Raw genomic sequence first — 25,590 nt, forward strand, 5'->3', positions numbered from 1 at the left:
TGCTGTCATCACCGATGAATTCTGCTCCAATGGTAAATGCCTGTGCCAATCCATCCGGAGAGGGCTGTTCTGCATACTCGAAACGCACCCCATAATCAGAGCCATCCCCAAGCAGACGCTTGAATCCCGGCAAATCATAGGGCGTTGATATAATCAAGATATCCCGGATGCCCGCCAGCATTAACACACTGATAGGATAATACACCATCGGCTTATCAAAAATAGGGAGCAACTGCTTGCTCACTCCCTTAGTGATTGGGTAGAATCGGGTACCCGAGCCACCGGCTAAAACAATTCCTTTCATAATTATGAATTTTCAATTATTAGTATTTAACTCAGAATACCTCACAAATAAAGATCCGGTAAAACAGGACAAATACATTTACAAAGAAAAATCATTCCAACACTTTCCCTAAAAGTCCAATTCCTTTATTTTCCATAAATCCCCCAACATCAAATCAGCTTCAATAGGGGAAATCTCCTCAAATCCACTACCATTAGTAAATGTCATTTCACCAAAATAAATTTTCCCATCAACATTATATAGATCTACTCGAACATGAGAAAAGCCTCGAGATAATTTTTTTACTATTTCAATCATTATATCGAAATTTTTCGGCTTATCTACTACACCTTTAAAATTACCATATGATCGTTGATTCCACGCTTGAATATTCCATTTCAAATCATAAACATTTCTAGTATGATTTGTAAATCTATCCATATCAACCCAACAATAGTAAGGCACTCCATCAAAACATAAAAACTTATAGTCAACCAAATCAGAGCCTCTAGAATCTATAAATTCTTCTGCGATAATTTTAGGCGAAATATCCTTATAATGCATTTCACAGTACCTACAACTATAATCCGTCTCTAAAGAGAATTTCAATTTCCTTTTCAACTCTATTTTTTTAGCAAGTGTTATCGCTTTTTTATTGCGAATAATCACCGCATCTCCAGAACCATGATTAGTTTTAAGAACAAATTGATTAGGTAATATATCGAGATTTACATCGTCATATTTATCCCATACCGCTAGTAATGGGACCAAATACTCACTTCCAACTTTATCTGCGACCCAATCTCTCACTTTATACTTATCTGAACACAATGTTTTTCGAGGATCTTTATCGAATAATTTCGCCCACTGCATTTTTTCAGTATAAGTTTTTAGGTTTTCCCAATCCAGTTCTTTACCTTGCCTATTTTTATAAAGACACGCATCATAAGCTTTAAGTTCCTCATCAGACATTCTCGAAACAGCCAAAGACATTTTTTGTTTCTTAAAAAATCTTTATAATATTTAATATAAGCAATCGATTGGTATATCAAAGGCAATTTAGCTTGAATAAAATGTTTCATAATATATATAATAAGCGACTAATATCTTACTACAAATTTTCTCAACAAAACCATCAACCGTGTTCTACTTTTTAACATAAGTAAAAACACACCAACAGCATAAATAAACATACCTACCAGAAGTTGAAGTATTAATGTAACAATATTTATATTCATTACATTTCCTATTTGAAAAACAAAAACAAACATTACTATCCCAATTAGTATAGGCGGAATCGTATTTAACAAATATTTTTTAATGAAAATTTTTTTTCTAACAAAATACGATTGATATATACAAACAATAATTTCAGCAAAAATAGTTCCTATAACAGCTCCTCTTGCAGCCATATATGGTATCAAAATTATATTCACAATCAAATTAACAGCAGCACCTAAAAACAAGGAAACAACAAATATTTTATCCTCTTTATAAGGTATTAAATATTGAGTTCTTATCACATTGGCAAAAGCCATAAACGGGACTGTCACAGCCAATCCCATTATAAGAATTCCACATTCTTCAAATTCATAACCAAAAAAGATGGGGGCTAACACAAATGAAATACCTGCCAATCCAAAAGAGATAGCTATTGCTAATAACATAACAGCTTCCATCGACATGTCAATTAACTTAAAAACCTCTCCTTTATCCTTACTCGTCACCATATTTGCAATTCGAGGCATAAGAACTACACCAAATGCCATTATCAAACTCATTGGCACATTAATTATTTTTTCAGCATTTTCATAAAACCCGACTTGAACATTCGAAGAAATGGATCCTAGCATAATTTTATCCATATACTTATAAAGACTCAATGCCAATATCGGCAAAAACAATACAAATAGGGGTCGAATATGTTGTTTCATATTAGCCCAAGAAGGCCTCCTCCATGAGACATATTGCTTTAAAGCAAACCAAACTACTGACTGCCCGACAAAAACAGAAAGGGCTAATATTAGCGCATAAATCCAAAGATCAGTTTGTGTCTTAACAAAAACTAAAACTAAAAATACAGACAAAATTTTCACAAGAGTATTTCTTCCTACTGTCAGCTTAAACTTCTCTATTCCAAAGAAAAACCAATTAATATCAAAGACTGCAGCAAAAACATAAATGCTCTGAATAAGAAATATGACCAGATTATCCTCTACAAAAAAAAACAAAAGCACTAAATAAACAAATATTACAATTATTGAAAAAATAATGTGAATTGATAGAATTTCAGAAAAGTTCCTATTCAATTCTTCTTTATTATTTCGAACCATAGCAATCGTTCGACTTCCATAATTTTTAATTCCAAGATTTGCAAACAAAACAAAATAGTTAGCAACTGCATATGTATAAGAGAAAAGTCCTATATTCTCAGCACCTAAAACTCTTGATACATAGGGGATCGTAAATAGAGGAATGAAAACTATCAACAATTCATACAAGAACTGATATACTATATTTCTCCTTAAACTTGGCAAATTTTTACAATTTATATTTTTAAACACCTCACAATCTAATTCTTTTATAAACAAAAAAAGCCATTAAAAAGCTTATGCCTTGAACGGGCTGTGTAAAATAGAATCTAACAAATGAGAAAATCAACTTTTGCAACAATAATAAATAAATTAGCGTATATTTATCATCTGTACCATTTTTCGCTTTTTTATAAAAATGCATAACAAAAAAACCAAACAATACCCCCCCAACAAAAACACCAAACATCCCACCATCTAAGTAAAATTGAAAAAAAGTAGTTACAAATGCATTCATTCTAGCACTCCCAAGTAACACCACATTTTCTAAGTTCATAAATGAAAGATCACGTATAGTAGTTAACCATATTGGATATTTCCAACCCGCAAGCGTTAAAATAAACATAAAAGGATAAAAAACACCATAAAACGAAGCCATACCATACCCATAAACATTAAAAAAAGAAGCATTCAATTCATTTATTCTATATTCTAAATGAGCAATTGGAACAACGAAATATTGATACATTTGAAAGAAAAAATCAACATTTTCACCTTTCCTTGATATCGTTGTAAAAATCAATGATATAATACAAGACAAAACAACCAGTACAATTTTTCTCCTATTTTCTTTTTTCAATTTTATCTTTACACCCTTCCACTTATATAAATATATAACATAAATAGCCATCCATAGAATAACAGATCGACCTCCAGAAGTAAGAACCCAAGCAATAATCATCAGAATAGTTGAAACAATAAAAATCTTATTTCTATTACCTTTAAACCATTCTATTGGGAGTATCGCTATAGCTAAATAGACAGTAGGTGTCGCTATAAAATTTTGTATAGCAACCATATAATTTGATTGTCTCAACAAATTTAGATCTGAAGAAGTAAACAACTCTCGAATTGCAGATAGGGTTAGGCCTGATTGCAATAATCCAATAACAATAACCGCTTGATAAGCTAAATATACAAATGTTATAGAGTATAGAACAATTACAATTTTAAAATTCAATACATATGAATATTTTACATCGCTTTCAAATTTTCTAAAAAAAATATTTTTTCTCCCAAACCATTTCTTTAAATCAACAGATACAAACCCAACAAAAAAAGAGAATAATCCTATAAATAACAACAAATACGTATCACTATTTGGTACAGGAACGCCAAACAACCCTAATCTTGAAAAAGCCAGCAACAGCATCCAAATCAAAAAAAATACAGTACTAGGATTATATAATTTACCATAAACAAACTTACTAAAACAAGCAGCAAAAACACACAACAAAAACGGTGCTATCATAAAACAAATATAAATTAAATTTTATTCAAATAACGATCTAATTTATCCACAAATAACACAGGCGAATATCTCCCATCATACCCATAATCCACCTTATCTACACATTTTAAAAAATCACTTAATAAAACAGATCCACAACTTAGCAAATAAATATTTTGTTCTCTATAAAATGGAGAACAAAGTATTTTCTCATTATCTGTTACTAATTTCCTATTATAACAAATTGCCTCTAAAGTACGCAACGTAATTCCTGCATTATTTTTATCCATTATTTCCACAATAAACTCAGAACTTAAAATCTCTTTCAACACTGATTTATATGGCAGCCAAGTATTATAAACAATTCCCTTCCTTCTTTTTTGCTTTTTCCTAGGTACTCCTGATATATAAAAAATTGGATTACATCCACAAAGTTCCAATTTATCATAAATACGGATCAATTTTTCCAGCCGATCTTTTGCAACCCCCACAAAAAAACATTTACGCTTTATCATTTCAACATCACCCACATCTACCATTGAATAAACAGTAGGATAATAAGAAAATCCAAATAACTTTGCCTCCTTTTCATCATATGTGTATATCAAATCAAAATTCTTCAACATAGGCTCAATAATACGTCTCATTCTATAAAATGAATTTATTAAGACAAGAACCATAGTCACATTAGATTTCCTCTTCAACTTCTCAAGAAAATTATTTCTATAATTACACAATGAAGGATCTGTAAACAGAATCACATATTCATTCGATTGATCAAAATCATAATGATCTAAAGAATAATATTTCTCCCAAAATCGTTTTAATGGCAATTCTATTTTCATATTCAATTTAAAGCTAAAATGAATACGAAAAAGCAGATCAATCAACACATTATTAACAAACAATGGTTTATTAATAAAATCCACATTATCGAGTTTTTCTAAATCTCTCCACATCAATCTACCATAATCCCGATTTGGATATACCAACAAATATTTTCGCATTACTCTTATTTATCTAAAAAGATGATTTTTCTGATAATCCAATAACTTGCTTATAGTTGATTTCATTCTCAGTGAGCTCAAGACAAAAAACACCAAGGCTTCCTTTGATTTCTTTATATAAAAACTATTTCTATAATATTCCATAGCCACTTTTTGATTAAAAAGAACCACTTCGTTTCCTAATCTAAACAAATATTTAGCATAAGTAGTCGGATTTTTTTGTATATCCTTTTTATATTTATTATATAATGATTCCCATGCATTTTTATTGGCCAAACTACTTTTTGATATACTATCTTTTTGTACAAAAGAGTCCACTAAACTTTCCCTCAAGTAACCTATGGAATAAATTCGAGCAGCTTGTAACGCAAAATCCCAGTCTTGAAAACGCTTTAATGTAACATCAAAACGTATTTTTTCAAAACATTCTCGCTTACATATAATCGTTTGAGTACCAACTCTATTTAAATAAAGAAGTTGATCAAAATAATCTTTATTATCATCCATATCTACATTTGGATAATAATATTTCCTATTGGGATCCTCCAACATAATCCGAGTCATGCCACAAAAGGAGAAATCCAAATTTCTATCAATCATAAATTGGTATTGCTTCTCCAATTTATCAAGATGCCATTTATCATCACTATCTTGAAAGGAGATAAACTCTCCTCTTGCAGATAATGCTCCTATATTTCTCGCATTACAGGCCCCAGATCTTTGCTCTAATCGCAAATAACGAATTCTATCATCTGCGATCTGAGTAACAACATCTTGGGTTCCATCCGTAGAAGCATCATCAACAATAATCAACTCAATATCTCGATATGTCTGGTTTAATACACTATCCACTGCCATACGTATTGTCTGAGCACGATTATATGTAGGTATAACAACTGATATCATTCCACTTATGTTTAAAATATTCAATTTTTGTACACATTTTCCCTACGAAGAACAGATTTTAATGTCATAATAATAATTCTACAATCTAAAAGAAATGAAACATGTTCCGCATAGTAAACATCATTTCTATACCGTTCCTCTAGTGTAGCACTGTTCCGTTTTAAGGCTTGATTATATCCAGTAATACCCGGTCTAACACCAAATTTTTTTCTTATAAAATCCGTATAAGTATTTTCATTACCCATCGGGCTAGGTCTTGGACCAACAAAACTCATATCTCCCAAAAGTACGTTAAATATTTGAGGAAGTTCATCGATACTTGTTTTTCTCAAAAATCCACCGATCTTGGTTAATCGAACATCTTTTTCAGAATTAAAAGTAGTACCATCAGCATTCCTTACATCAGGAGCATTCATTTTCATACTCCTAAACTTAAACATTTTAAATTTTTTCATATTACATCCATAGCGTTCTGCATTATAAAAAACATCACCATGATCTTCTAATTTTATAAACAAAGCCACCGGGATTATTAATATCAAAATAAAAGGAATCAACATCAAAGATATTATAATATCTATAAGACGCTTAATTACATTTTTATACATCTAATCTATTCGATTTTTCAATTCATACAAAGCTTCTTTCATTGTTTTAGGTTTAAAGCCTAAAAAACTAACATAGCGATGAGTATCCATAAAAGAGGAGTCAATATTTTCATCTATATCCTCTTGATAATCTATTGAATTAGTATTTTCAAATACTGAATTTACCGTATTTGCAATTGACAAATTTGTATAAGCCTCTTGCATACCAACATTCAAAATGATTGATTCCTCTTTCTGCTTGATTGCACACAAAACAAAAGTCTCAGCCAAATCATCAACATAAATAAATTGACGTTTAGCTACACTCTTACCTTTCACTATCAATTGTTTTCCTTGATATGCAAATTCGATGAAATTATTCATCATGCCTTTACGCTTTTCCTCTAATCCCAAAACTTGAGCAATTCTCAAAATAGTATATCGGAATTTAAACTTACGGGTATAAAAAGCACAGAGATATTCACAAGATGCCTTTGATATCCCATAAAGAGTTTTAGGAGAAAGACTGATATCCTCTTGCCACGGTATTTTTGTTGTATCTGAATAAACTGCAATAGAAGAAGCAAAAACCAGATGCTTAATATTCAATTCATTCATTGCCAATAAAATATTTTCAGTAACAATCTCATTCACATGATAATCGGAAATCAAGCCTTGTGTACCTCTTGTAGCCGCTAAATGAATAATCACATCTACATTCTTCAATACTTTATTTAATGAATCTACTGAATAATCGGTCTTTACCCATCTTACTTTATTATAGAGTGTTCTATCATTTTGAACTCTTGACAACGCAAGAATATCTATCTCATCATAATCAGCAAGTTTTTCCAATACTTTTGAGCCTATAAATCCACCTGCTCCCGTAATAGCAATTCTCATTACCAAAAACTCCTTTATAGACTATGGATAAAATACCCCACCTTGTCAAAACGTCCATTTACCGGACGTATATTATCACCTGTCGCATAATAGAAAAAACTGTCCTCCGAATCTTTGGGTATCAAGAAAGCAGATTGATCCATTATTGTTTTTGGCTTTTGGCAAAAGAAAACCAACTCCATCGGTTTAATATCCGAATTCAAACATTTTAGTTCTGAAATATCATCATATAGCAGATGCTCAAATACTAACTTCATCAAATTAACCCCTGTAGATCTAGCCAATAAATTCCACATATGACATCCATCCAAACGTGGTGTCATTTCTATGATGTACGGATGACCGTTCATTACTTTCATCTGGAAATAAACCGGACCATTCAATATTCCAATCCGATTACAAGCATCTTCTACGATTCTTTTTATTTTAGAATTAGCTGTATTACAAACGGCTTTACTTGGAACAATATGTTTATGTATCAACCCGGTATATTCCGGCCAAGTATCCCGATCCGAAACAATTAAGAATCGCATTACTCCGTTGACCATATAACCGTTAACTGAAACCTCTGGCCCTTCGATGTACTTTTCAACAATAACTTTTCCCTCTCTAGAATATTTAACCACATCTTGAAAATGAGACTCAAATTCAGATTGTGAACGAATTAAAAAAATACCTCTTTGCCCTTGCGCATCTGATGGTTTTAAAATAGCAGGATATTGAATTGCTATTTTATCTATAGAATCTAACACTTGAAAAGGTATATTTCCTTCACATTCCAATGTTAGTCTCTCACGCATCAAGTTCTTATGATTACAAACATTCGCTGCATAAGAAGAAACAAAATGAGGTAATCCAAGTCTCTCACTCAATCGACATGCTACAGGCATCGCTAAGTCTGATCCTGTTGAATAGACCACATCAATTTTATTATCAACTATAAAAGTTGCTAATTTCTCCTCATCTAATATATTAATCAAATTAAAATGATCTGATAAATCCGCAGCAGGTCCATCTTTAGCCATTGCACATGTGAATGTCTCACATCCCATTTTTTTTAATTGGCTAACTGCATCCATTTGTACTGCCGCAACTCCCAATATTAGAACTTTCTTTCCCATCATTTTTATTAGTAGATCTCATTTTAAACATTCCTTCACACACTCAATCACATAATCCACATCTTCATCAGACAAGCAGGTATGAAGCGGCAATGTCACAACATTTTTAAATTGCTTATAAGCATTTGGATAGTCCTCTATCTTGAACCCCAATTTCTTATAGCCTGTGTGCATAGGAAGCGGTTTATAATGTACATTGGTCGCAACTCCTAATCCGGCCATTTTCTCTATAAATTTGTTCCGTTGTTCGGCATCTTTGTCATTCAGATTTATAATATATAAATGTCCAGAAGAGACAATATCTGAAGTATAATGCGTTACCACCGTAATAGGTAGCCCCTTCAATCCTTTATTATAACGGTCTATAATTTCTTTTCGACGGGACAAAATCTCATCATACCTTTTTATTTGTCCTAGACCTATGCCCGCACAGACATCTGTCATATTACATTTATACCATGGCCCAATAATATCATACTCCCACGCTCCCAACTTCGTTTTTGCCAAAGCGTCTTTACTCTGACCATGAAGACTCAATAACATATATTGGTGATATAACTCATCATTATCTATCCCTTCAATATCTCTCCAAACAACCGCACCGCCTTCCGCTGTTGTTAGGTTTTTCACCGCATGAAATGAGAAATTCGTAAAATCGGCGACAGAACCTATTGGGAATTTTTTATATGAGGCTCCAAAAGAATGAGCACCATCAGCCATAACAATCACTCGATTCAAGGCTTTTTGAATCGGGTTATCATTTGGATGGAATAAATTCTTTTTCCGTTCTACTATATCGAAAATCGTATCATAGCCACAAGGAATACCAAACAAATCCACCGGGATTATAGCTTTTGTTCTCTCGGTTATCGCCGCTTCTAATTTCTCATAATCCATCGTGAACTTTCCATGCTCACAATCTATCATGACCAATCTTGCCCCCACATGCTCTACCACACTTGCGGTAGCTGTATAAGTATAGGCTGGAACAATAACCTCATCACCGATTCCTATACCTAATATACGCAAAGTTATCTCAGCACATGCCGTATTTGAATTCAAACAAACAGCTTTTGAGGTATGACAACGTTCTGCTACCAGCTGTTCTAATTTTTTAGTTTTAGGTCCGGTAGTTATCCAACCGGACTTCAAAGCATCAACAACTTCACTGATCTCTGCCTCTGTTATATCAGGGGGACTAAATAATACGTGTCTCATGACTCTTTATAAATTTCCTTATTATTTCTTTTTCTTATTCTCTGCCTCAAAACCATACCCATAGCCGTATCCATAACCATAATGTTTACCATAGCCATAACCATATTTCTTACCATAACCGTAACCATAGGTGTTCTTACGTTTGCTCAGGTCGATTCCATTGATCACTACCGCCAACTTGTCAAATTTATGCTCGTCCCTAAGAACATTAATGTAGCAGAAAGCGGCTTTCGGGGTCACGTCCGCACGGCTGACATAAACACACATGTCGGCCACACGGCTTATTATGGCCGTATCAGTTACCATACCGATCGGGGCTGTATCCAGCAACACGTAGTCATAACGGGATTTCAATTGCTCTATCGCCTTCTCCAAGGTATCACGGGCTACCAGTTCCGTCGGGTTCGGGGGAATCGTTCCTCCTAAAAGGATATCCAGGTTCGGACTGATGCCGGAAGGCTGCACAAGATCAAAAAGATCCTTATCCTCCGGATCCATCAGATAATTTGATATTCCTTCCTGCCTTTTCGATAAATCGAAGACCTTATTCAAGCCCGGCTTACGGATATCCATACCAACCACTACCACCTTCTTTCCCAAATAAGCCAAGCTGACAGCGAGATTTCCAGTCACGAAAGACTTACCTTCTCCGGGCTGCGTAGAAGAGAAAAGTATGACCTTTTGATCTTTCCGGAGCATAAAGAGCAGATTGGTCCGCAAACCTCGGAAGGTCTCCTCCATCATGTCGTTCTTATTCTCGCGCACCACGATCGCTCCCTTATCGGAGGATTTATGACCACACAAGGGCAATTCGCCCAAAATCGGAACATTCGTCAATTGCTCCACATCGCCACGATTCTCGATCTTATATTTCAATAATTCCACGACAAAGATAATTCCCACCGGAATAAACAGGCCCACCACAAACGCAGCCAATAAAAACACGAGCTTCTTGGGAGCCACAGGATCCTTCCCGGGTAATGGTTCCTCTACAATACGACCATTATTAGCCGTGGCTGCCAATGTGATCGCATTTTCCTCCCGCTTCTGCAACAGCATGATATATAAAGTCGCCTTGATTTCTTGCTGGCGAGAAATAGTCATGAACTCTTTCTCTTGCTTTGGAGCATCACTAATCCGGCTCTCAAATTTACTAGCCTGACGCTCAATATCTTTCTGGGCGATTTGTAGTCCTCGCAAGACACTATTCACGGTTGTCTCGACATTGCGTCTCATCGCCTCAACGCCGGTGTTCATGTTTATCACCGCCGGGTTATTTTCCGAAGAGGTACGTAATAAACGTTTACGCTCGATGATCATCGTGTTATATTGTTCAATCACCCTAGTGAGGTTTTGATCCTGTAACCCTACGTTTGCAGGAATTACCTCTTCCTTGTTGACCGGATCGTTGATATAGGTACGCAGAAATTGAACCAAGCTGATCTGTGTAGCGTTCTCCGTACGTTGCTGCTCATACTTGGAACTCTCTTGTAAGGCTAGACGGGCATCACTTGTCAAATCCGTCAGACCGGATCGTTGCTTGAAGTCCGCCAACTCGCTCTCCGCCGTACCCAACTCATGGTTAATTATACCGATACGCTCCTCTATGAACTCAGCGGTTTTCTGAGCTACCTCATTCTTCTCATCGTTTGCGTCTTGATTATAGAACGCAACCAAACGATTCACGAAATCCACGCCTCGCTCCTTTACTGTATTGTTCACGCTGATCTTCGCTATCGTCGTGGTCTGGGAAGAGGCGGTCACGCTCAAGTCTTTCATATAATCCTCGGCGGTCTCCGTCGGCGTATTTATGGTAACACGTAAAGCGATTTCCTCTTCTTCCATATACAAGGTATCGCCTCGCGTAAAGCTTAAAACACCCACAGGTGTTGGTAACACCGCCGGCAATTGATCAAATGCCTGTTCTATCTCTTGCTCTTCCTTATCTTGCACATATTCAGCCTTAACAGACAATTTTCCTGTTTTTGTAAATGTAAGATCCAGCTTAATCGGCTCCTCCAATTTATCGGCCTCTTCCGGTGTCATATAAATCCGCACCGGACTATTCTTATAAAGAGGCATCGCATAACCGAACGCTCGCTTTTCCGCTACACGAACATATAAATTCAGGTCGTTCACGACTTTTTTTATCAATGTACGGGATTTCAATATCTCCACCTCGTTATCAAAATTATTTGTCATGGAAAACATTCCCAAATCTTGAATGGCCGCCAACGGATTGTTGCCCGAACCGCTTCGCTTATCCTCCTCCTTTATCAACACGGAACTGGAAATGTTATATACAGGCGTTTGATAACGAAGAAACAGGTAAGTAGCGATGCAACATATCAATATACTAGCAACAAACCAACGCCAATAAAAAAGGTATTTGAATAAAAGAGCTACCAAATCAATCTCTTGTTCCTCGTTCTCTATCCCAGTGTTATTATTTATCCGTTCGTCTATCATCTCTCTTAATTTTCAATTCTCAATTTTCAATTACTTAAGTATGTTTACCAACAGGCCGGCAATAGATACCAGAATCGAGAGTGAGCTTACCCAAAGGGTCGTGCTGTTACCGATATCGGAGTTCTTAGCCTTCGTCTTGTTCGGGGTCACGTAAATAATATCGTTTTGCTTCAGGTAATAATACGGGGAAGTCACGACTTCGGCATTATTCAAATTCAAGTTAATGATCTCACGCTTACCGTTCACGTCCTCACGGATCAGCTTGACGTTATCACGGACACCGTAAATCGTCATATCGCCTGCCATCGCCAAAGCCTCCAGAACGTTCACCTTCTCGTTGCCGATCGTGAAGCTACCCGGACGGGCCACCTCACCCAACACGGAGATCTTGTAATTAGCCATACGGACCGTAACGATCGGGGATTCCTTCAAATAAGGTTTCAAACGCTCACGAATCAAGTCCTCCGCCTCGTTCTTGGTGAGACCACCCACTTCCAAGCGACCGATAACAGGGAAATCGATCTCTCCTTTATTATTCACCAAGTATTGCTGCATGGTCGGTTGCGTGGTCGTACTGATATTTGTCAAAGCCGCATTGATTGGAGTCTGTACCGTCAAGTTGAATGGGGTCGCAGCCTTCGGGTCTGTCGTATTGACCGTGATGCTCAACAAGTCTTTTGGCATGATCTTTGCGTCATACAATGGAAGGGTCTCCTCAAAATCGTTCACTGCCTCTGGGTTTTGGAGGTATGGTACGTTCTTGTAAGAAGTACAACTCGCTACCAATAGAGGTAAAGCTAATAAAAGTAGTAATCTTTTGATTTTCATATTATTTTGTTATCTTTTTTTTATTTCATTGAACACAGAATGATATGGATTTAGCGAAACAAACGAGAGAAAAGGCCTTTCGGTTTCTCCGGTTCGTATTCCGACTCGTATTTCCGCATTAAATCCTCATAGGAAAGTCTTTTACTCACCATCTCATAAATCATACCCCAGTCCGGGAGACCACCAAGATTACGGTCATCAATAAAAATGTCGGCCTTCAGCTTACGGGAGAAATGGTTATTCAGGCTTTTCTCTTCCTCCGGGTAATCTCGGTTCACGGCGTAAAACTCCAAGCCCCGCTCTCGGCAAAAGGTGACAGCCTCATCCAAAAGCTTACCCTCTCGCACACTCCATAAGATCAGCTTGTGGTGTTCTATTTGTAACTTTCTCAATGTCTCGAAAGCGAAAGGGATCTCCTTCCCTATCGCCGGATATTTATGCTCAACGATTGTTCCGTCAAAATCTACTGCGATAATCATTTATAATTCAGATTTATAACTACCGACTAAATTGCTAATTCACTCCGTCCAATCTCGTGAATTGAGAGTTTTGGCTCTTGAACTCGGGGACGAAGGATTTCATCTCTCTCACCATAGGAAGAATATGTACATGAAGGGATAATTCAGCTAATAGATCAATGTGCTCTACCACATCCTTGTAGGCGTACTCCCGGACTGCTGCCACACGAATCTTCTCATGAGGGGTTTCCTTCGTATTCTCCTTGTTGCTCAATAGTTCCTCATATAATTTCTCACCGGGACGAAGACCTGTGTATTTAATCTCTATGTCTTTATCCACCTGCAAACCAGAAAGCTCGATCATACGCTTCGCTAAGTCAGCGATCTTGACCGGCTCACCCATATCAAAGATGAATATCTCGCCGCCCTTGCCCATCGTACCGGCTTCCAACACCAAACGGCAGGCTTCGGGAATTGTCATGAAGTAGCGGATGATATCGGGATGGGTTACCGTAACTGGGCCTCCTTTGGCGATCTGATCGCGAAAACGAGGTATCACGGAACCATTACTTCCTAATACATTACCGAAACGGGTCGTGATAAATTTAGTGTTTCCCGCTAGAGCCCCCTTACTGATCGCCACACTCAAGCTCTGCACATATATCTCAGCGAGGCGCTTGCTACATCCCATGATATTCGTTGGATTAACGGCCTTATCCGTACTGATCATCACGAATTTCTCTACACCATAGCTTACGGCGGCATCCGCTATCACTCGGGTACCAAACACGTTGGTACGAACAGCCTCGCAAGGGTTCTCTTCCATCAAGGGGACGTGCTTATAAGCTGCCGCATGGAATACTACCTGGGGATGCCAATTGCGAAATACGTAATCTACACGGTCCGGATTCCGGACATCGCCTATGATAGGTACAAAATCCAGTTCCTTATACTTCTCCTCCAATTCCAGGCGTAAGTCATGCATCGGAGTCTCGGCGGCATCAAGGCAGATCAGTTTCTTGATCGGGAAATGCGCCAGCTGGCGGCAGATCTCGCTACCAATGCTACCGGCCGCTCCCGTAACAAGGATCGTCTTATCTTTCAATAAGAGACCGATCTCGCCCAGATTTATACTGATCTCCTCACGACCCAGCAAGTCCTCAATACGGATCTCACGGACTGAACGCTTCATTCCGCCCTCATGGACCTCCTCCATATCAGGAACCACGAGAGGCTTCAAGGAGGCCTGCTCGCAATAATGAATCAAACGATCACGTTCTCGTCGGACGGTCTTTATATTCGGGAAAAGGATACCATCCAAGTTATTTCTGGGGATCAGACGCAACAAGTCATCAATGTCCTCGATCTGGTAAACGGGAAGTTCCGCTATGCGAAGGTTCTTTTTAGCGCTACCAAACGTCAAGAAGCCGATGATGCTATAATTTTGCATGAATACTTGCCGGTTGGGTGATGTGGCTATCATCACGCTATCCTCATCCATACCGAACACCAGTACACGCTTGCGCTTTTTTCCAAGTTGGGACAACACGCTATTATATACATTAATCACGAATACACGTAAGGTGATCAGCAGAACAATCGTCAACATACAATCGGTTATCCCTCCCACCCAATATATAGAGGAATTGAAATCCGCCTTCAAAAGATGAAGCAGTATGAACATGAGGATGGATTTTGTGATGGCGACACCACCAATCCTCCATAGTCCACGTAGCGTGGAATGACGGATCACCCCGTGATAAACCTTGAACGTAAGAAAAGAAAGGATACTGGCCACAAAGGAAGCTATTCCTACCTTTAATACACTAATCCCGCTTATGTATACATGCATGATGGACAATAATCCCAGCACTCCTATCAAAGATACACATAGGGAAATGAAAAGATCCGCACAAAAAATGATCCAGCGGTTGATATACCGCAAATTTACCAGACGCCCCAGCGCTAAACGCCAGCGATTATAACGATATTTCACCTTTTCCATATTTGTTTTATTCATATCTATCTAACTATAATAATAAGCGACCGAACCTCTCAAGTGGTTGGAGTGGTATAAGCTAAAGCAAGAGTCTAGTCTATCGGTTAAAGAAAAAGGGACTCTCCTCGCTACTAGAGATAGCTGACCTCTTGATCGATATCGGCCGCCTAATTCTCATTTTCTAATTGCGACCTAGCGATAATATATTCTTGATTAGAGGCCCTCTTGAACCTCAGAAGTATCTTTAATCAATCTCCATGTCACGATCCATGGACGTGGTTTTTACTTCCGGCATCGGAAAATACCTCACCTCTTCCTTATGCCACTCCTTGTAACCGTCAAGCGTACGAGTAGGGACGGATAACCGACCGTAGTCATTGCCTTCGCAATGGAAAAGATGGTTACGTGTATAGGAACGTAACTCGCCATCTGTCCAAGAGACCATCACGATTGGAAACGGGTACGTGGTGAGGCTTAACGGGGTCACTAAGGTACGGGAAGATATTTGGCGTAACAGGTAAGCTGATTTCTCGAACGCCACCCAATACGGACCCGTACAGTAAAGATGGATGAAGGCACGATTATCCGACTCTCGCTTAAGAATCTCTTTCAAATGGTTTCCTAACAACGAGATAAGGCGTACTCCGGATCTATCCTCTTTTTTACCGTAGTGCGTATCCATCTATGTGTATCATAATAGCTCTAGCAGGTCACGGGTGATATTTACTTTGGCACATCCCAGTAGATCTACACGGATCACAAAGTTAAGATTGCCATCCTCCACTTCCAGCACGTTACCTTCTAGACCATGCAACTTACCGCCGTTAATACGTACCCTCGCTCCAAGAGGCAGCGGACGGGGATCGATAATGACAGGCTCTTCGGAATCGTCCAGCATCCTACGGAGTTTCACCATCTGCTCATCCGGAATGAAGGCTACGGGGCGTATGCCTCCAGATCGTTCGCCAGCTATGTTTACCATGAAACGTTTGATATAAGGAAGATGCACGATCTCCTTCCTACGCAAGACATCGGTGCAACGGATGAATACAATGGAACGGAAGACGATCCGGTCTACTTGCTTACGCTTGCCGCTTGGCAGAAGACACATCTCTTTTTGGGAGGCTATATAAACCTCATAGTCCTTCTCGCCTTCCGGCTGACTGGCTATGCGCTTTTCCAGCTTGTCACGGCATAGTTTCTCGGACTTGTTGTTGACGATAGCGATGTACCAATGTTTCTGATCAGATTTTCGCCGTAACGGGTTTTCAGGAATGGTTCTTTCAACGCCTACGGCGTCGATACCCTCATGAGGTACCGAATTTACAACCGTTTTTACAACATTCGCTCGCATTTCGTTGATTGCTTAAAAGAGATAGTTTGATATATGCACCATAACCCTTTTTCGCCATGTGAGAAATTAGGCTACTTAGTGAGTAGCGCAAAAGGTGGGAGAATGGTTATTACTCAGTTGTAGAGACGGAGCATGCTCCGTCTCCCACCGTCTGACAGTAATTTAAAACATCTTTTAGAGGGGATGAGACGAGGTATACCCATCTCTACAAGAATGTATGTTCGATTTTAGGGGGGGACGTGATGATTTCGGAAATACGAGGCCATTTCGTCTCTATTGCCATGTCTATACATCAGAAATAAGAACGAAGATTTAACGAGAATCCAACTGGAAACACAAACAAACCCTAATGATTGCTTGTTTTTTGTTATTTTTTACTACATTTGCGGCGTGAAACAAACGCTACTCACTAAGTAGCCTCATCCCACTTTCGACACATAATTATAGACACAACCAAAGCAAGTGCTATTCACCTCTGTCATTTTTTCTAAAGAGAAACTTCTCAGATAAATCTGGGTGGTCTTGATAGACTTATGCCCCAATAATTCACTGATCATTTCTATAGGGACATTTTGCTCTTTCAATGCCATGGCAAAGGAATGGCGGATCGTATAAGAAGTAACATCCGATGCTATTCCAGCGGCCTTTTTCAACGCCTTCAAATTTCGATTGAATCGGGATAGGGCCGCATTGTATTCGAGATATGCCTCATAGCCCGTCTTCGTTCCACTCAAAAAAGGGAATAAATAGCCTGAGGCCGGCTTCTTGTCACCCATTAATTCCTTGCGCATCAATTCTGCCGTATCCAAGATTTCCAGTCTCATCGGTGTGCCTGTCTTCTGCCGATTATAGTCCAATATCCCGTTTTTGATATTCCTTTCTTTTAGGTGGGCGAAGTCCACGAACGACATTCCTGCATACTGAAACAACAAACAAACGACCAGTTGTGTCTCCCTTAGCACCTCACTCTCTACCTTCACCGTCATCAACTTATGTTGGTTCTCTAAGGATAGGGATTTCTTGCGCTTACTCTCCACTCCCGTAAAAACTCCTTGGAACAAACCGGGGATATATTCCGCATCACCATTCTCCACCGCCTTGTTATAAATACAACGCAAACGGCGGATATACGTGGAGACCGTATTACGCATGCAATCGTTTTCCAACAAATAAGCCTCATATCGGTGAAGATTGGCCTTATTGATATCCGAATAGGAAATGTTCTCTGTTCCACTATACTTTATAAAGGAGTTCAACGCATCCTGATAACTTTTGGCGGAGGAATAACGCTTTTCCTCTCGTAACTGGGACATATACCTTCTCACCCCTTCCACGAATCCTTTCTCATCCATATCTCTCTGTTTTTTAATAATATTTGAAATGAATAGACAAATGTAACCATACTATCTGAATGCAAAAAGAATTACCGAAACACTATCATAATGTTAACTTCTTAAACATATTTCAAACACAGACTTTTTCAAAACAGTTACTTTTAAACCGATTATTATGGAATTTAGTACCCAAAACAGCACATTTTTTAGGATATATCCTAAACTTGTATGTATTTAGTCGGCTTATAATTTCTATTTCCCGTCAGATAACCGACATCTACCCGGCATCTAGTTCGGATTATCCGGCACTTGCTCTAATTTAGCTGGGATCTACTCCTAATCTCAATCTTTTGTACACTGAAAAACGAGACTATATAGAGCCTTTGCGCTCTAGAACGGCAAAAAAGTCGACTGATTTTCAAATATCATTCAGGAGGCATTTATTAGTTTTCTGAAACAAGAGATATAATAATTCGGCGGATATTGATAAAAAGAAGGCAAACTGCAAGTATTTTCCTTCATACACATTCTATTCGTCAGGGCTTAACTACCAGAGAATCGCATATAATAAACACACACCCTATCCTATCTCAAATACAAGAAGCAGAAGGAGAGAGAAATGACAAATTGACATAATTAAGCCGTATTAATGACTTCTATCGATTGAATACACAATATTAAATTAGCAGAGACTTGCTTGCAGGTGTCGTTTTTTTTCACGAATATTGCAAACCAAACAACCAAATAAACATATTCAGTTTACTAAAGTTAATCTTAAAGAAAGGAGAGCCTATGAAACAGGAGCCATCATGAACCATATCTAGCAAGGAAACTGGCTGGAAGATATGGCTATATAATCCAGCCAAACAAGTTTCTAAACGCCTTTAAATCAATTAATACTAACACTAAAACATTACAAATGTATGAATGAAATTTGTAAGGGGAATCCTAACCCCCGATTAAACACAAAAACTAAATTGGGCAGAGTCATGAAGTTAACCTCAATCCCGCTATTTATTTTTACCACAGGTGTATACGCTTCCGTACACTCCCCAAACATGCGCATTAAAAGCGACATCAAGATTATAGAGAAACCATCAATCGTATCCACCCCGCAACAAAACACCCGTCAGATCACCGGAACCGTGATTGATGCTACCGGTATGCCGATAATTGGCGCCAATGTGATGGTAAAAGGGACAACAAACGGGACAATAACGGATATAGATGGAAAATTCACGTTGGAAGTAGCCAAAGACGCTATTTTGCAAGTGTCCTATATCGGTTATATGAACCAGGAGATTCCGGTAGGCAATAAATCGGTTTTAAGCATCTCCTTGCAAGAGGACACACAAAAGTTGGATGAGGTGGTAGTGATTGGCTACGGTACGATGAAGAAAAGTGATATCACGGGGGCTATCTCGTCCGTGAGCGAGGAGAAAATCGCTCGCCAAGCAGTGGCCAATGTTTCTACCGCATTACAAGGTTTGGCTACCGGTGTATCCGTCACTTCCAGTTCCGGATCTCCGGGTTCCGCCGCCACGATCCGTATCAGAGGTGTCGGTACGGTAAACGACGCAGAACCATTGTTCGTCGTGGATGGGATGCCCGTGACGGATATAAACTACCTGAACACATCGGATATACAGTCTATGGAGGTGCTTAAAGACGCTTCCGCTTCCGCTATCTACGGTTCCCGTGGCGCGAACGGCGTAATCCTTATCACTACGAAAAAAGGCGCCGCTGGAAAAACCACCGTTACGCTCGACGCGTATTGGGGTATGAACAAAATATTGAATAATCTCGATTTGATGTCAGGTCCGGAATGGTACGACTATCAGGAGCAGTTGAACACAGTGAGGAGCGTTCCCATCAATTTGGCCCTTGTCAATCGTAATGTTTCCACCAATTGGATGGACGAGATTACGCATACGGCCTTTATGCATAATTACAGTGTCGGCATAAGCGGTGGTAAAGAGAACGACTATAAATTCAATCTGGGCTTGAACTATATAAACCAAGATGGAACGATCAAGAAATCCAACTACGAACGGTTCAGTGTCCGTCAAAGCACGGAAAAAACGGTGCTCAAAGATCATTTGGTAGTGGGTACCAACGCGTCGATCGCAAGATCTACCGACGCAAGTATTAGCGAGCGCAACAGTAGTAATGTGTACGACTCCGACTATGGTGTCGTAAGTAACGCAATCCGTTTGGATCCGGTAACTCCCGCCCAAAACGCAGACGGTTCATATGGTTACTCTCCTTATATTGACTACTATAACCCATTGGCAAGTATCATGTATCGGGATAATCAACGGGAGAAACTTGCTTTCATCGGCAATATGTATGGGGAATGGCAGATTATAAAAGGATTGAAGTTCAAGAGTAGCTTCGGAGCGGAAATCAGAAGGGTAGACAATAAAACCTTCTCGCCTGTCTATGAGGTATCCTCAAGCCAAAGAAATTTAGAGAGTAGTTTATCGAAGTCGCAGACCAAAGGGCATTACTATACGTTCGAGAATACCCTTTCGTATGAGAAAACGTTTGCCGAGAAGCACTCCATATCCGCTCTCGTAGGTTATACCAATGAATGGGGTAAGCAGGAAACCTTGAGCGTAAATGCGAGAGATCTTATCGGAGAGTCGGATAACCTGCATTATATAGACGCTACGCTGGACAAGAACAAGACCACGGCCAGCAATAGCGCTACGGAATATGGTTTGATGTCTTATCTGGGCCGCCTACACTACGATTACAATAACAAATACCTTATTACAGCCACTTTCCGGCGAGACGGCTCCTCTAAATTCTCTTCCAAGAATCGCTGGGGTAACTTCCCCTCGTTCGCTCTAGGTTGGAGAATCGACAACGAACCGTTCTTCCAGAAATTGAACGCCGAATGGGTTTCCTCCTTGAAACTCCGCGGGGGTTGGGGACAGATCGGAAATCAGAATATCACCAATTATGTGGATCGTAGTTTGCTGTCATTGAGTACGCAATACGGTGCTTTATTCGGAGCGAGAGAGAATGAGACCTTGTATCAAGGTATTGCCGTGAGCAGATTGGGCAATCCGGATATTAAATGGGAGACCACGGAATCTCTGAATATCGGTCTTGACGCAAGCTTCTTTAACACCCGCATGGTCTTCAGCTTCGAGTATTATTACAAGACAACGAAGGACATGCTGCTGGCCGCTCCTATGCCTATCTATATGGGATATGCCAGCAACACCTACACCAATATCGGCGAGGCGAACAACCGCGGTATCGAGATGAATCTCGAGTGGAGAGACAAGACCGAAAGCGGTTTCGAATACAACGTGGGAGTAAATATGTCGACCATCCGTAACCGCATGACGAAATTGAATGGTGGCACACCAATCTCCGATGGACCATTCCGAAACGGAAGCATGTACCTCACCTATACGAATGAAGGTATGCCTATCGGCGCGTTCTGGGGCTATAAGACAGACGGGCTTATCCAAACACAGGAACAGTTGAATGCCGTTAAGCGGGCGGATTTCCAACCTAATGCCGAATTGGGCGATGTATTGTTCGTAGATACGAATGGCGATGGCAAGTTAGACTCAAGTGATAGATGCATGATCGGTAATCCTATTCCGGATATCATATACGGTATCAACATGGGTATGGCGTGGAAAGGCTTCGACCTCAATTTGCAGTTTGGTGGAACAATCGGTAATCAGATATTCAACGCGATGCGTTATTACACCTACTTCCCGAACGATATAACGAACAAGGATAGAGCGTTAATGAACTATTGGACGCCAAATAATACAAATACGGACATCCCTCGCCTGACGGCTACGGACGTAAACGACAATGACCGCTTCTCGGACATGTACGTAGAAAACGGGACTTATTTCCGCTTGAGAAACGCCCAGCTAGGTTATACCCTGCCCGCTTCTCTCACGCAGAGGATAAAACTACAAAAAGTACGTTTTTATGTAAGCGGCCAGAACTTGTTTACGATATCCAGTTACTCGGGTATGGATCCGGAAGTGGGTCAGTCCAGCTCTTTGTCTAGAGGCATAGATTACGGTATCTATCCTCAGAACATTTCATTCACCGGAGGTATTAATGTTACTTTTTAAAATTTATAATGTCATGTTTAAAAACAAATATATCATAGGAATCGTACTAGCGATTTTAACAGGATTCAGCAGTTGTGCAGATTTGGATTTAGCTCCGTTAGGAAGTCCGGAGGCTGGAGAGATATCAGAGGAAAGACAAGCTTTCTTGCGTCTGACCGCTGTCTATTCCGTCATGAAGGACTTCCGTTACACATGGTCAATGCAATGTTTCGGCGACGTGTTGTCGAATGACGCGACCTACAGCGGTTCTTCGAACGACGCACAAACCTTCACGTTGCTGGAGAATTATCAGTATCAAGCGGATCATACCGAGATCTTGAACAAATATCGGTATTCTTACCAATGTATTAATAAGGCCAATTTGTTTATACGGGATATGGAAATGGCAGACGATGCCCTATTCTCGAAATATAACAGGGAACAGATGATCGGTGAGGCCAAGTTTATTCGCGCCTATACTTATTTCGAGCTTGTGAAAACCTTTGGTGGTGTTCCTTGCTATACGGGAGTCTTGGATCTCGATCATGAGAGACTCGGACGTGCGTCTGTCGAAGAGATATACTCGGTTATCGAGCAAGACCTAAACGATGCGGTTAGCGTATTACCTAAGAAAAGTGAGGTGGCTAACTACGAGTCAAGCTATGCGGGAAGGATTACCAAAGGCGCGGCCATCGCCATGCAAACACGTATTTATCTGTATGAGAAAAAATACGATGAGGTAAAAAAGGCATTCGAGAAATTCCAGAATGAGTGCGGGGGTGAGTATAGCTTGGTCGCTCCGGAGGATTACGCTTGGCAATTCTCACTGGACGGCGAGCACTGCTCTTCTTCAATCCTTGAAGTAAATATGTATACCTCCACAACCCAAAGCGGGTATGGCGTTAATAACGGCAACCGTCACGTGCTGATGTCTATGCCCCGAAACATGACGATCGGCTTCGGTTGCGCACAACCTACACAGGCCTTGGCAGACGCTTATGATGCCGAGGGGGATATCATACGAAAGAAGACCACTCTCCTTTCCACGGAAGAGGCCATAGAGATCGAGACCGCGGCCAAAGGCGATGTGGCACCCGTTACGGACGACCGAACCGGTTGGTACAATCGCAAACTATATCTCGCGCCCGGGCAAAGAGAGGAGAATCGGGGAAATAATCAACCCACGAACCTCAGGCTTATCCGCCTCGCGGAGGTATATTTGAACTATGCCGAGGCTTGCTATTTCAGCGGCGATATCGCTAATGCGCAAAAGTATCTGAATGAGGTAAGAAGCCATGTCAACTTGGCTCCTAAAAACCATACAGGAAGCCAATTGTTTGAAGACATCATGAACGAGCGTCATCTGGAGTTTGGAATGGAAGGTTTCCGGTTCTTTGACGTGGTACGTGTAGGATGGGGCGAGAAAGTATTTAACGGAACCAAGAAGGCGGAATTTGGAGCTAAGACTCCTTTCAGCGCCGGTGCGGAAGTATTGCCTATACCTCAAACCGAGATTGATATTAGTGACGGTTTAATAACTAATTAATAAGGAAATAACAATTCGCAAAAATCATAATAGTATGAATAGGAATTTAGTATTGCTCGGAATCTGTCTCTTGGCCGTATCGTTCGTTGGAGAGGTCTTTGGACAGAAGAAAAAACCTCGTATCGGTATTGCCGGTATACAGATAGAAAACAGCGTGTTCGTCCCGAATAGGCAGCCGCTCGTAGGACACCCCGTAAGAATGCCGGACTATCTCAGCCCTGACTCCGCAATGGGACAGGCGGCCACTTGGCTTCCCACGCAGATTGGCTATGGCGGTGGAAGAGGCCCCGTGACAAAAGAATCGTACGACGCATTTGTGGAAAAAACATTGGAGATGATCAAGGCCAATATGCCCTATGACGCTTTCTGGTTTTATAACCACGGAGCTTGTAGCGTGGAAGGCGTAGCCGATCCCGAGGGCGAATTCATGGAGAAGGTGCGTAGCTTGATCGGAAACGATGTCTTGACTACCACCACGATGGACCTTCACGGAAATACGTCTTGGTTGGTAGCTCTCAACTCCGATTTGATTACGACTTATCGTCAAGCACCGCATGCGGATTCTCGCGAATCACATCGGCGAGGGGTCGTCAATTTGTTGGAACGTCTTGAGTCGGGGAAAGGACGTCCGGCATACAAGGCATGGGTTGCTGTTCCTGTCCTAGTTTCCGGCGAATGGTCGAGTACCCGTGTCGAGCCTGCGAAATCGCTGTACGCATTGGTTCCCGAGGTTGAAGCCATGCCCGGAGTGATAGACGCAGGGATCTGGATCGGTTATGTTTGGGGAGACAACCCACGGAACCAAGGAACCGTGATGGTTTACGGTGACGATGAGGAACAGGTAAAAGCCGGGGCGAAGAAACTCGCCCAGAAATTCTGGGATGTCCGTAAGCAGTTCTCGCTGGAAGCTCCGGGATATTCGCTCGAGAAATGTATCGATTTGGCAATAGCAAGCAAAAAGAAGCCTTTCTTTATCAGTGATATGGGAGATAATCCCGGCGGAGGCGGCTCAGGCGAGGTCACTTGGACTTTGGCGAGACTCTTGAAGCGTCCGGAATTCCAGACTGATAAGGGAAAGAGCGTTCTTTATTGCTCCATCCCGGGAGAAGAAGTGGTTAAGCAGGCACGTAAGGTCGGCGTAGGCGGACACGTAGAAGGCATGGTAGGTGCCATGGTCGATAATTCCTACGAAGGTCCCGTGAAATTGTCGGGTACCGTGGTTTATGTCAGTCCGGAAGAAGACAAGAACGCGGAATCATGGAGACGGAAAAGAGATATCGCTATCGTAAAGACCGGAAGCGTTTATGTGGTAGTAGGCACATCGTCTCCCACTCCAAACCTAGAGGGTTCAGGAATTGACCCGAAGGAAATGGATATCGTAATGGTTAAACAGGGTTACCTTGTAACCCAATGGTACAATATACAAGCGGATTGGGTGATGGCTTTTACAAGGGGAGGCGTGGATCAGGACTTCAAGAAGCTTCCCTATAAGAATATCGTGAGACCGATGTTCCCGATCGATCCAGACATGGCTGATCCGGAATTGAACGTTATCATGGTTCCTTCCGCCAAGCATTACTATGGCAGATAGATCGTATTGATCGATTTTTTACTGCAATGCCTATGCAGTGTTACTGCAATAGGTGTTGCAGTATTGC

At 40.3% G+C, this 25,590-nt stretch carries 19 protein-coding genes and 1 pseudogene; 3 read left to right on the top strand and 17 right to left on the bottom strand.

All coding sequences use genetic code 11. The features are described from left to right. The 17 genes and pseudogenes from DW205_RS22495 to DW205_RS08295 form a co-directional block, all read right to left on the bottom strand. Positions 1 to 304: pseudogene (locus DW205_RS22495) on the bottom strand (sugar phosphate nucleotidyltransferase); the annotation flags it as partial. A gap of 108 nt (positions 305 to 412) precedes the next feature. Beyond that, positions 413 to 1,276 (bottom strand): ATP-grasp fold amidoligase family protein, encoded by an 864-nt coding sequence (locus DW205_RS08215; protein WP_005865236.1) that lies wholly within the window; start codon positions 1,274 to 1,276, stop codon positions 413 to 415. A 107-nt stretch (positions 1,277 to 1,383) separates the two neighbouring features. Next, positions 1,384 to 2,874 carry a flippase gene (locus DW205_RS08220; RefSeq protein WP_227793695.1) on the bottom strand — a complete coding sequence of 497 codons (1,491 nt, stop codon included), beginning with the start codon at positions 2,872 to 2,874 and terminating at the stop codon, positions 1,384 to 1,386. Next, positions 2,849 to 4,126, bottom strand: a complete 1,278-nt coding sequence (locus DW205_RS08225) for an O-antigen polymerase (RefSeq protein WP_005865232.1) — start codon at positions 4,124 to 4,126, stop codon at positions 2,849 to 2,851. Before DW205_RS08225 ends, DW205_RS08220 begins: the two co-directional genes overlap by 26 nt. 14 nt (positions 4,127 to 4,140) lie before the next feature. Continuing rightward, positions 4,141 to 5,112: a hypothetical protein gene (locus tag DW205_RS08230; protein WP_005865230.1), complete on the bottom strand. Its 972-nt coding sequence runs from the start codon at positions 5,110 to 5,112 to the stop codon at positions 4,141 to 4,143. Between the two features lie 9 nt (positions 5,113 to 5,121). Then, the gene (locus DW205_RS08235; protein WP_005865228.1) at positions 5,122 to 6,018 is read right to left on the bottom strand and encodes a glycosyltransferase family 2 protein; all 897 of its coding nucleotides are present in this window, start codon (positions 6,016 to 6,018) and stop codon (positions 5,122 to 5,124) included. A 20-nt stretch (positions 6,019 to 6,038) separates the two neighbouring features. Next, entirely contained in the window at positions 6,039 to 6,626 is a 588-nt protein-coding gene (locus DW205_RS08240) for a sugar transferase (protein WP_005865226.1), read from the bottom strand. Continuing rightward, the gene (locus DW205_RS08245; RefSeq protein WP_005865224.1) at positions 6,627 to 7,508 is read right to left on the bottom strand and encodes an NAD(P)-dependent oxidoreductase; all 882 of its coding nucleotides are present in this window, start codon (positions 7,506 to 7,508) and stop codon (positions 6,627 to 6,629) included. It lies immediately after the preceding gene. Positions 7,509 to 7,522: 14 nt separating this feature from the next. Next, positions 7,523 to 8,632, bottom strand: a complete 1,110-nt coding sequence (locus DW205_RS08250; protein WP_008778521.1) for an acetyl-CoA carboxylase biotin carboxylase subunit family protein — start codon at positions 8,630 to 8,632, stop codon at positions 7,523 to 7,525. A gap of 15 nt (positions 8,633 to 8,647) precedes the next feature. Next, positions 8,648 to 9,847 (bottom strand): DegT/DnrJ/EryC1/StrS aminotransferase family protein, encoded by a 1,200-nt coding sequence (locus DW205_RS08255; protein ID WP_005865220.1) that lies wholly within the window; start codon positions 9,845 to 9,847, stop codon positions 8,648 to 8,650. A 21-nt stretch (positions 9,848 to 9,868) separates the two neighbouring features. Beyond that, on the bottom strand, positions 9,869 to 12,316 hold the full coding sequence (locus DW205_RS08260) for a polysaccharide biosynthesis tyrosine autokinase (protein ID WP_005865218.1): 2,448 nt from the start codon (positions 12,314 to 12,316) through the stop codon (positions 9,869 to 9,871). 30 nt (positions 12,317 to 12,346) lie between these two features. Continuing rightward, positions 12,347 to 13,144, bottom strand: a complete 798-nt coding sequence (locus DW205_RS08265; protein WP_005855491.1) for a polysaccharide biosynthesis/export family protein — start codon at positions 13,142 to 13,144, stop codon at positions 12,347 to 12,349. Positions 13,145 to 13,194: 50 nt separating this feature from the next. Next, entirely contained in the window at positions 13,195 to 13,623 is a 429-nt protein-coding gene (locus DW205_RS08270) for a BT0820 family HAD-type phosphatase (protein ID WP_005865215.1), read from the bottom strand. A gap of 34 nt (positions 13,624 to 13,657) precedes the next feature. Continuing rightward, entirely contained in the window at positions 13,658 to 15,607 is a 1,950-nt protein-coding gene (locus DW205_RS08275; protein WP_005865213.1) for a nucleoside-diphosphate sugar epimerase/dehydratase, read from the bottom strand. Between the two features lie 238 nt (positions 15,608 to 15,845). Continuing rightward, complete coding sequence (locus tag DW205_RS08280) at positions 15,846 to 16,283, bottom strand: hypothetical protein (RefSeq protein WP_005855475.1); 438 nt, start codon at positions 16,281 to 16,283, stop codon at positions 15,846 to 15,848. A 9-nt stretch (positions 16,284 to 16,292) separates the two neighbouring features. Continuing rightward, the gene (locus tag DW205_RS08285) at positions 16,293 to 16,955 is read right to left on the bottom strand and encodes a transcription termination/antitermination NusG family protein (RefSeq protein WP_005865210.1); all 663 of its coding nucleotides are present in this window, start codon (positions 16,953 to 16,955) and stop codon (positions 16,293 to 16,295) included. Positions 16,956 to 17,374: 419 nt separating this feature from the next. Further along, positions 17,375 to 18,307, bottom strand: coding sequence for a site-specific integrase (locus DW205_RS08295; RefSeq protein ID WP_005865208.1), 933 nt, complete (start codon positions 18,305 to 18,307; stop codon positions 17,375 to 17,377). A gap of 905 nt (positions 18,308 to 19,212) precedes the next feature. Between DW205_RS08295 and DW205_RS08305 the strand changes: the two genes are divergently transcribed. Genes DW205_RS08305 through DW205_RS08315 form a run of 3 tightly spaced genes read left to right on the top strand, consistent with a single transcriptional unit; the run spans position 19,213 to position 25,523 of the window. Beyond that, positions 19,213 to 22,407, top strand: coding sequence for a TonB-dependent receptor (locus DW205_RS08305; protein WP_005865204.1), 3,195 nt, complete (start codon positions 19,213 to 19,215; stop codon positions 22,405 to 22,407). Positions 22,408 to 22,420: 13 nt separating this feature from the next. Continuing rightward, positions 22,421 to 23,932: a RagB/SusD family nutrient uptake outer membrane protein gene (locus DW205_RS08310; RefSeq protein ID WP_005865202.1), complete on the top strand. Its 1,512-nt coding sequence runs from the start codon at positions 22,421 to 22,423 to the stop codon at positions 23,930 to 23,932. Between the two features lie 34 nt (positions 23,933 to 23,966). Beyond that, on the top strand, positions 23,967 to 25,523 hold the full coding sequence (locus DW205_RS08315; RefSeq protein ID WP_005865200.1) for a M81 family metallopeptidase: 1,557 nt from the start codon (positions 23,967 to 23,969) through the stop codon (positions 25,521 to 25,523). The last annotated feature ends 67 nt before the right edge of the window (positions 25,524 to 25,590 follow it).

This window comes from Parabacteroides sp. AM17-47, assembly GCF_003434625.1.
Classification (GTDB): domain Bacteria; phylum Bacteroidota; class Bacteroidia; order Bacteroidales; family Tannerellaceae; genus Parabacteroides; species Parabacteroides distasonis.

What these genes read in the sequence shown, in the direction of transcription:
- DW205_RS08295 (WP_005865208.1), bottom strand. Translation starts at nt 18,307, where the DNA reads ATGGATGAGAAAGGATTCGTGGAAGGGGTGAGAAGGTATATGTCCCAG.
- DW205_RS08270 (WP_005865215.1), bottom strand. Translation starts at nt 13,623, where the DNA reads ATGATTATCGCAGTAGATTTTGACGGAACAATCGTTGAGCATAAATAT.
- DW205_RS08305 (WP_005865204.1), top strand. Translation starts at nt 19,213, where the DNA reads ATGAATGAAATTTGTAAGGGGAATCCTAACCCCCGATTAAACACAAAA.
- DW205_RS08255 (WP_005865220.1), bottom strand. Translation starts at nt 9,847, where the DNA reads ATGAGACACGTATTATTTAGTCCCCCTGATATAACAGAGGCAGAGATC.
- DW205_RS08315 (WP_005865200.1), top strand. Translation starts at nt 23,967, where the DNA reads ATGAATAGGAATTTAGTATTGCTCGGAATCTGTCTCTTGGCCGTATCG.
- DW205_RS08265 (WP_005855491.1), bottom strand. Translation starts at nt 13,144, where the DNA reads ATGAAAATCAAAAGATTACTACTTTTATTAGCTTTACCTCTATTGGTA.
- DW205_RS08235 (WP_005865228.1), bottom strand. Translation starts at nt 6,018, where the DNA reads ATGATATCAGTTGTTATACCTACATATAATCGTGCTCAGACAATACGT.
- DW205_RS08215 (WP_005865236.1), bottom strand. Translation starts at nt 1,276, where the DNA reads ATGTCTTTGGCTGTTTCGAGAATGTCTGATGAGGAACTTAAAGCTTAT.
- DW205_RS08230 (WP_005865230.1), bottom strand. Translation starts at nt 5,112, where the DNA reads ATGCGAAAATATTTGTTGGTATATCCAAATCGGGATTATGGTAGATTG.
- DW205_RS08280 (WP_005855475.1), bottom strand. Translation starts at nt 16,283, where the DNA reads ATGGATACGCACTACGGTAAAAAAGAGGATAGATCCGGAGTACGCCTT.
- DW205_RS08240 (WP_005865226.1), bottom strand. Translation starts at nt 6,626, where the DNA reads ATGTATAAAAATGTAATTAAGCGTCTTATAGATATTATAATATCTTTG.
- DW205_RS08310 (WP_005865202.1), top strand. Translation starts at nt 22,421, where the DNA reads ATGTTTAAAAACAAATATATCATAGGAATCGTACTAGCGATTTTAACA.
- DW205_RS08285 (WP_005865210.1), bottom strand. Translation starts at nt 16,955, where the DNA reads ATGCGAGCGAATGTTGTAAAAACGGTTGTAAATTCGGTACCTCATGAG.
- DW205_RS08250 (WP_008778521.1), bottom strand. Translation starts at nt 8,632, where the DNA reads ATGATGGGAAAGAAAGTTCTAATATTGGGAGTTGCGGCAGTACAAATG.
- DW205_RS08225 (WP_005865232.1), bottom strand. Translation starts at nt 4,126, where the DNA reads ATGATAGCACCGTTTTTGTTGTGTGTTTTTGCTGCTTGTTTTAGTAAG.
- DW205_RS08245 (WP_005865224.1), bottom strand. Translation starts at nt 7,508, where the DNA reads ATGAGAATTGCTATTACGGGAGCAGGTGGATTTATAGGCTCAAAAGTA.
- DW205_RS08260 (WP_005865218.1), bottom strand. Translation starts at nt 12,316, where the DNA reads ATGATAGACGAACGGATAAATAATAACACTGGGATAGAGAACGAGGAA.
- DW205_RS08275 (WP_005865213.1), bottom strand. Translation starts at nt 15,607, where the DNA reads ATGGAAAAGGTGAAATATCGTTATAATCGCTGGCGTTTAGCGCTGGGG.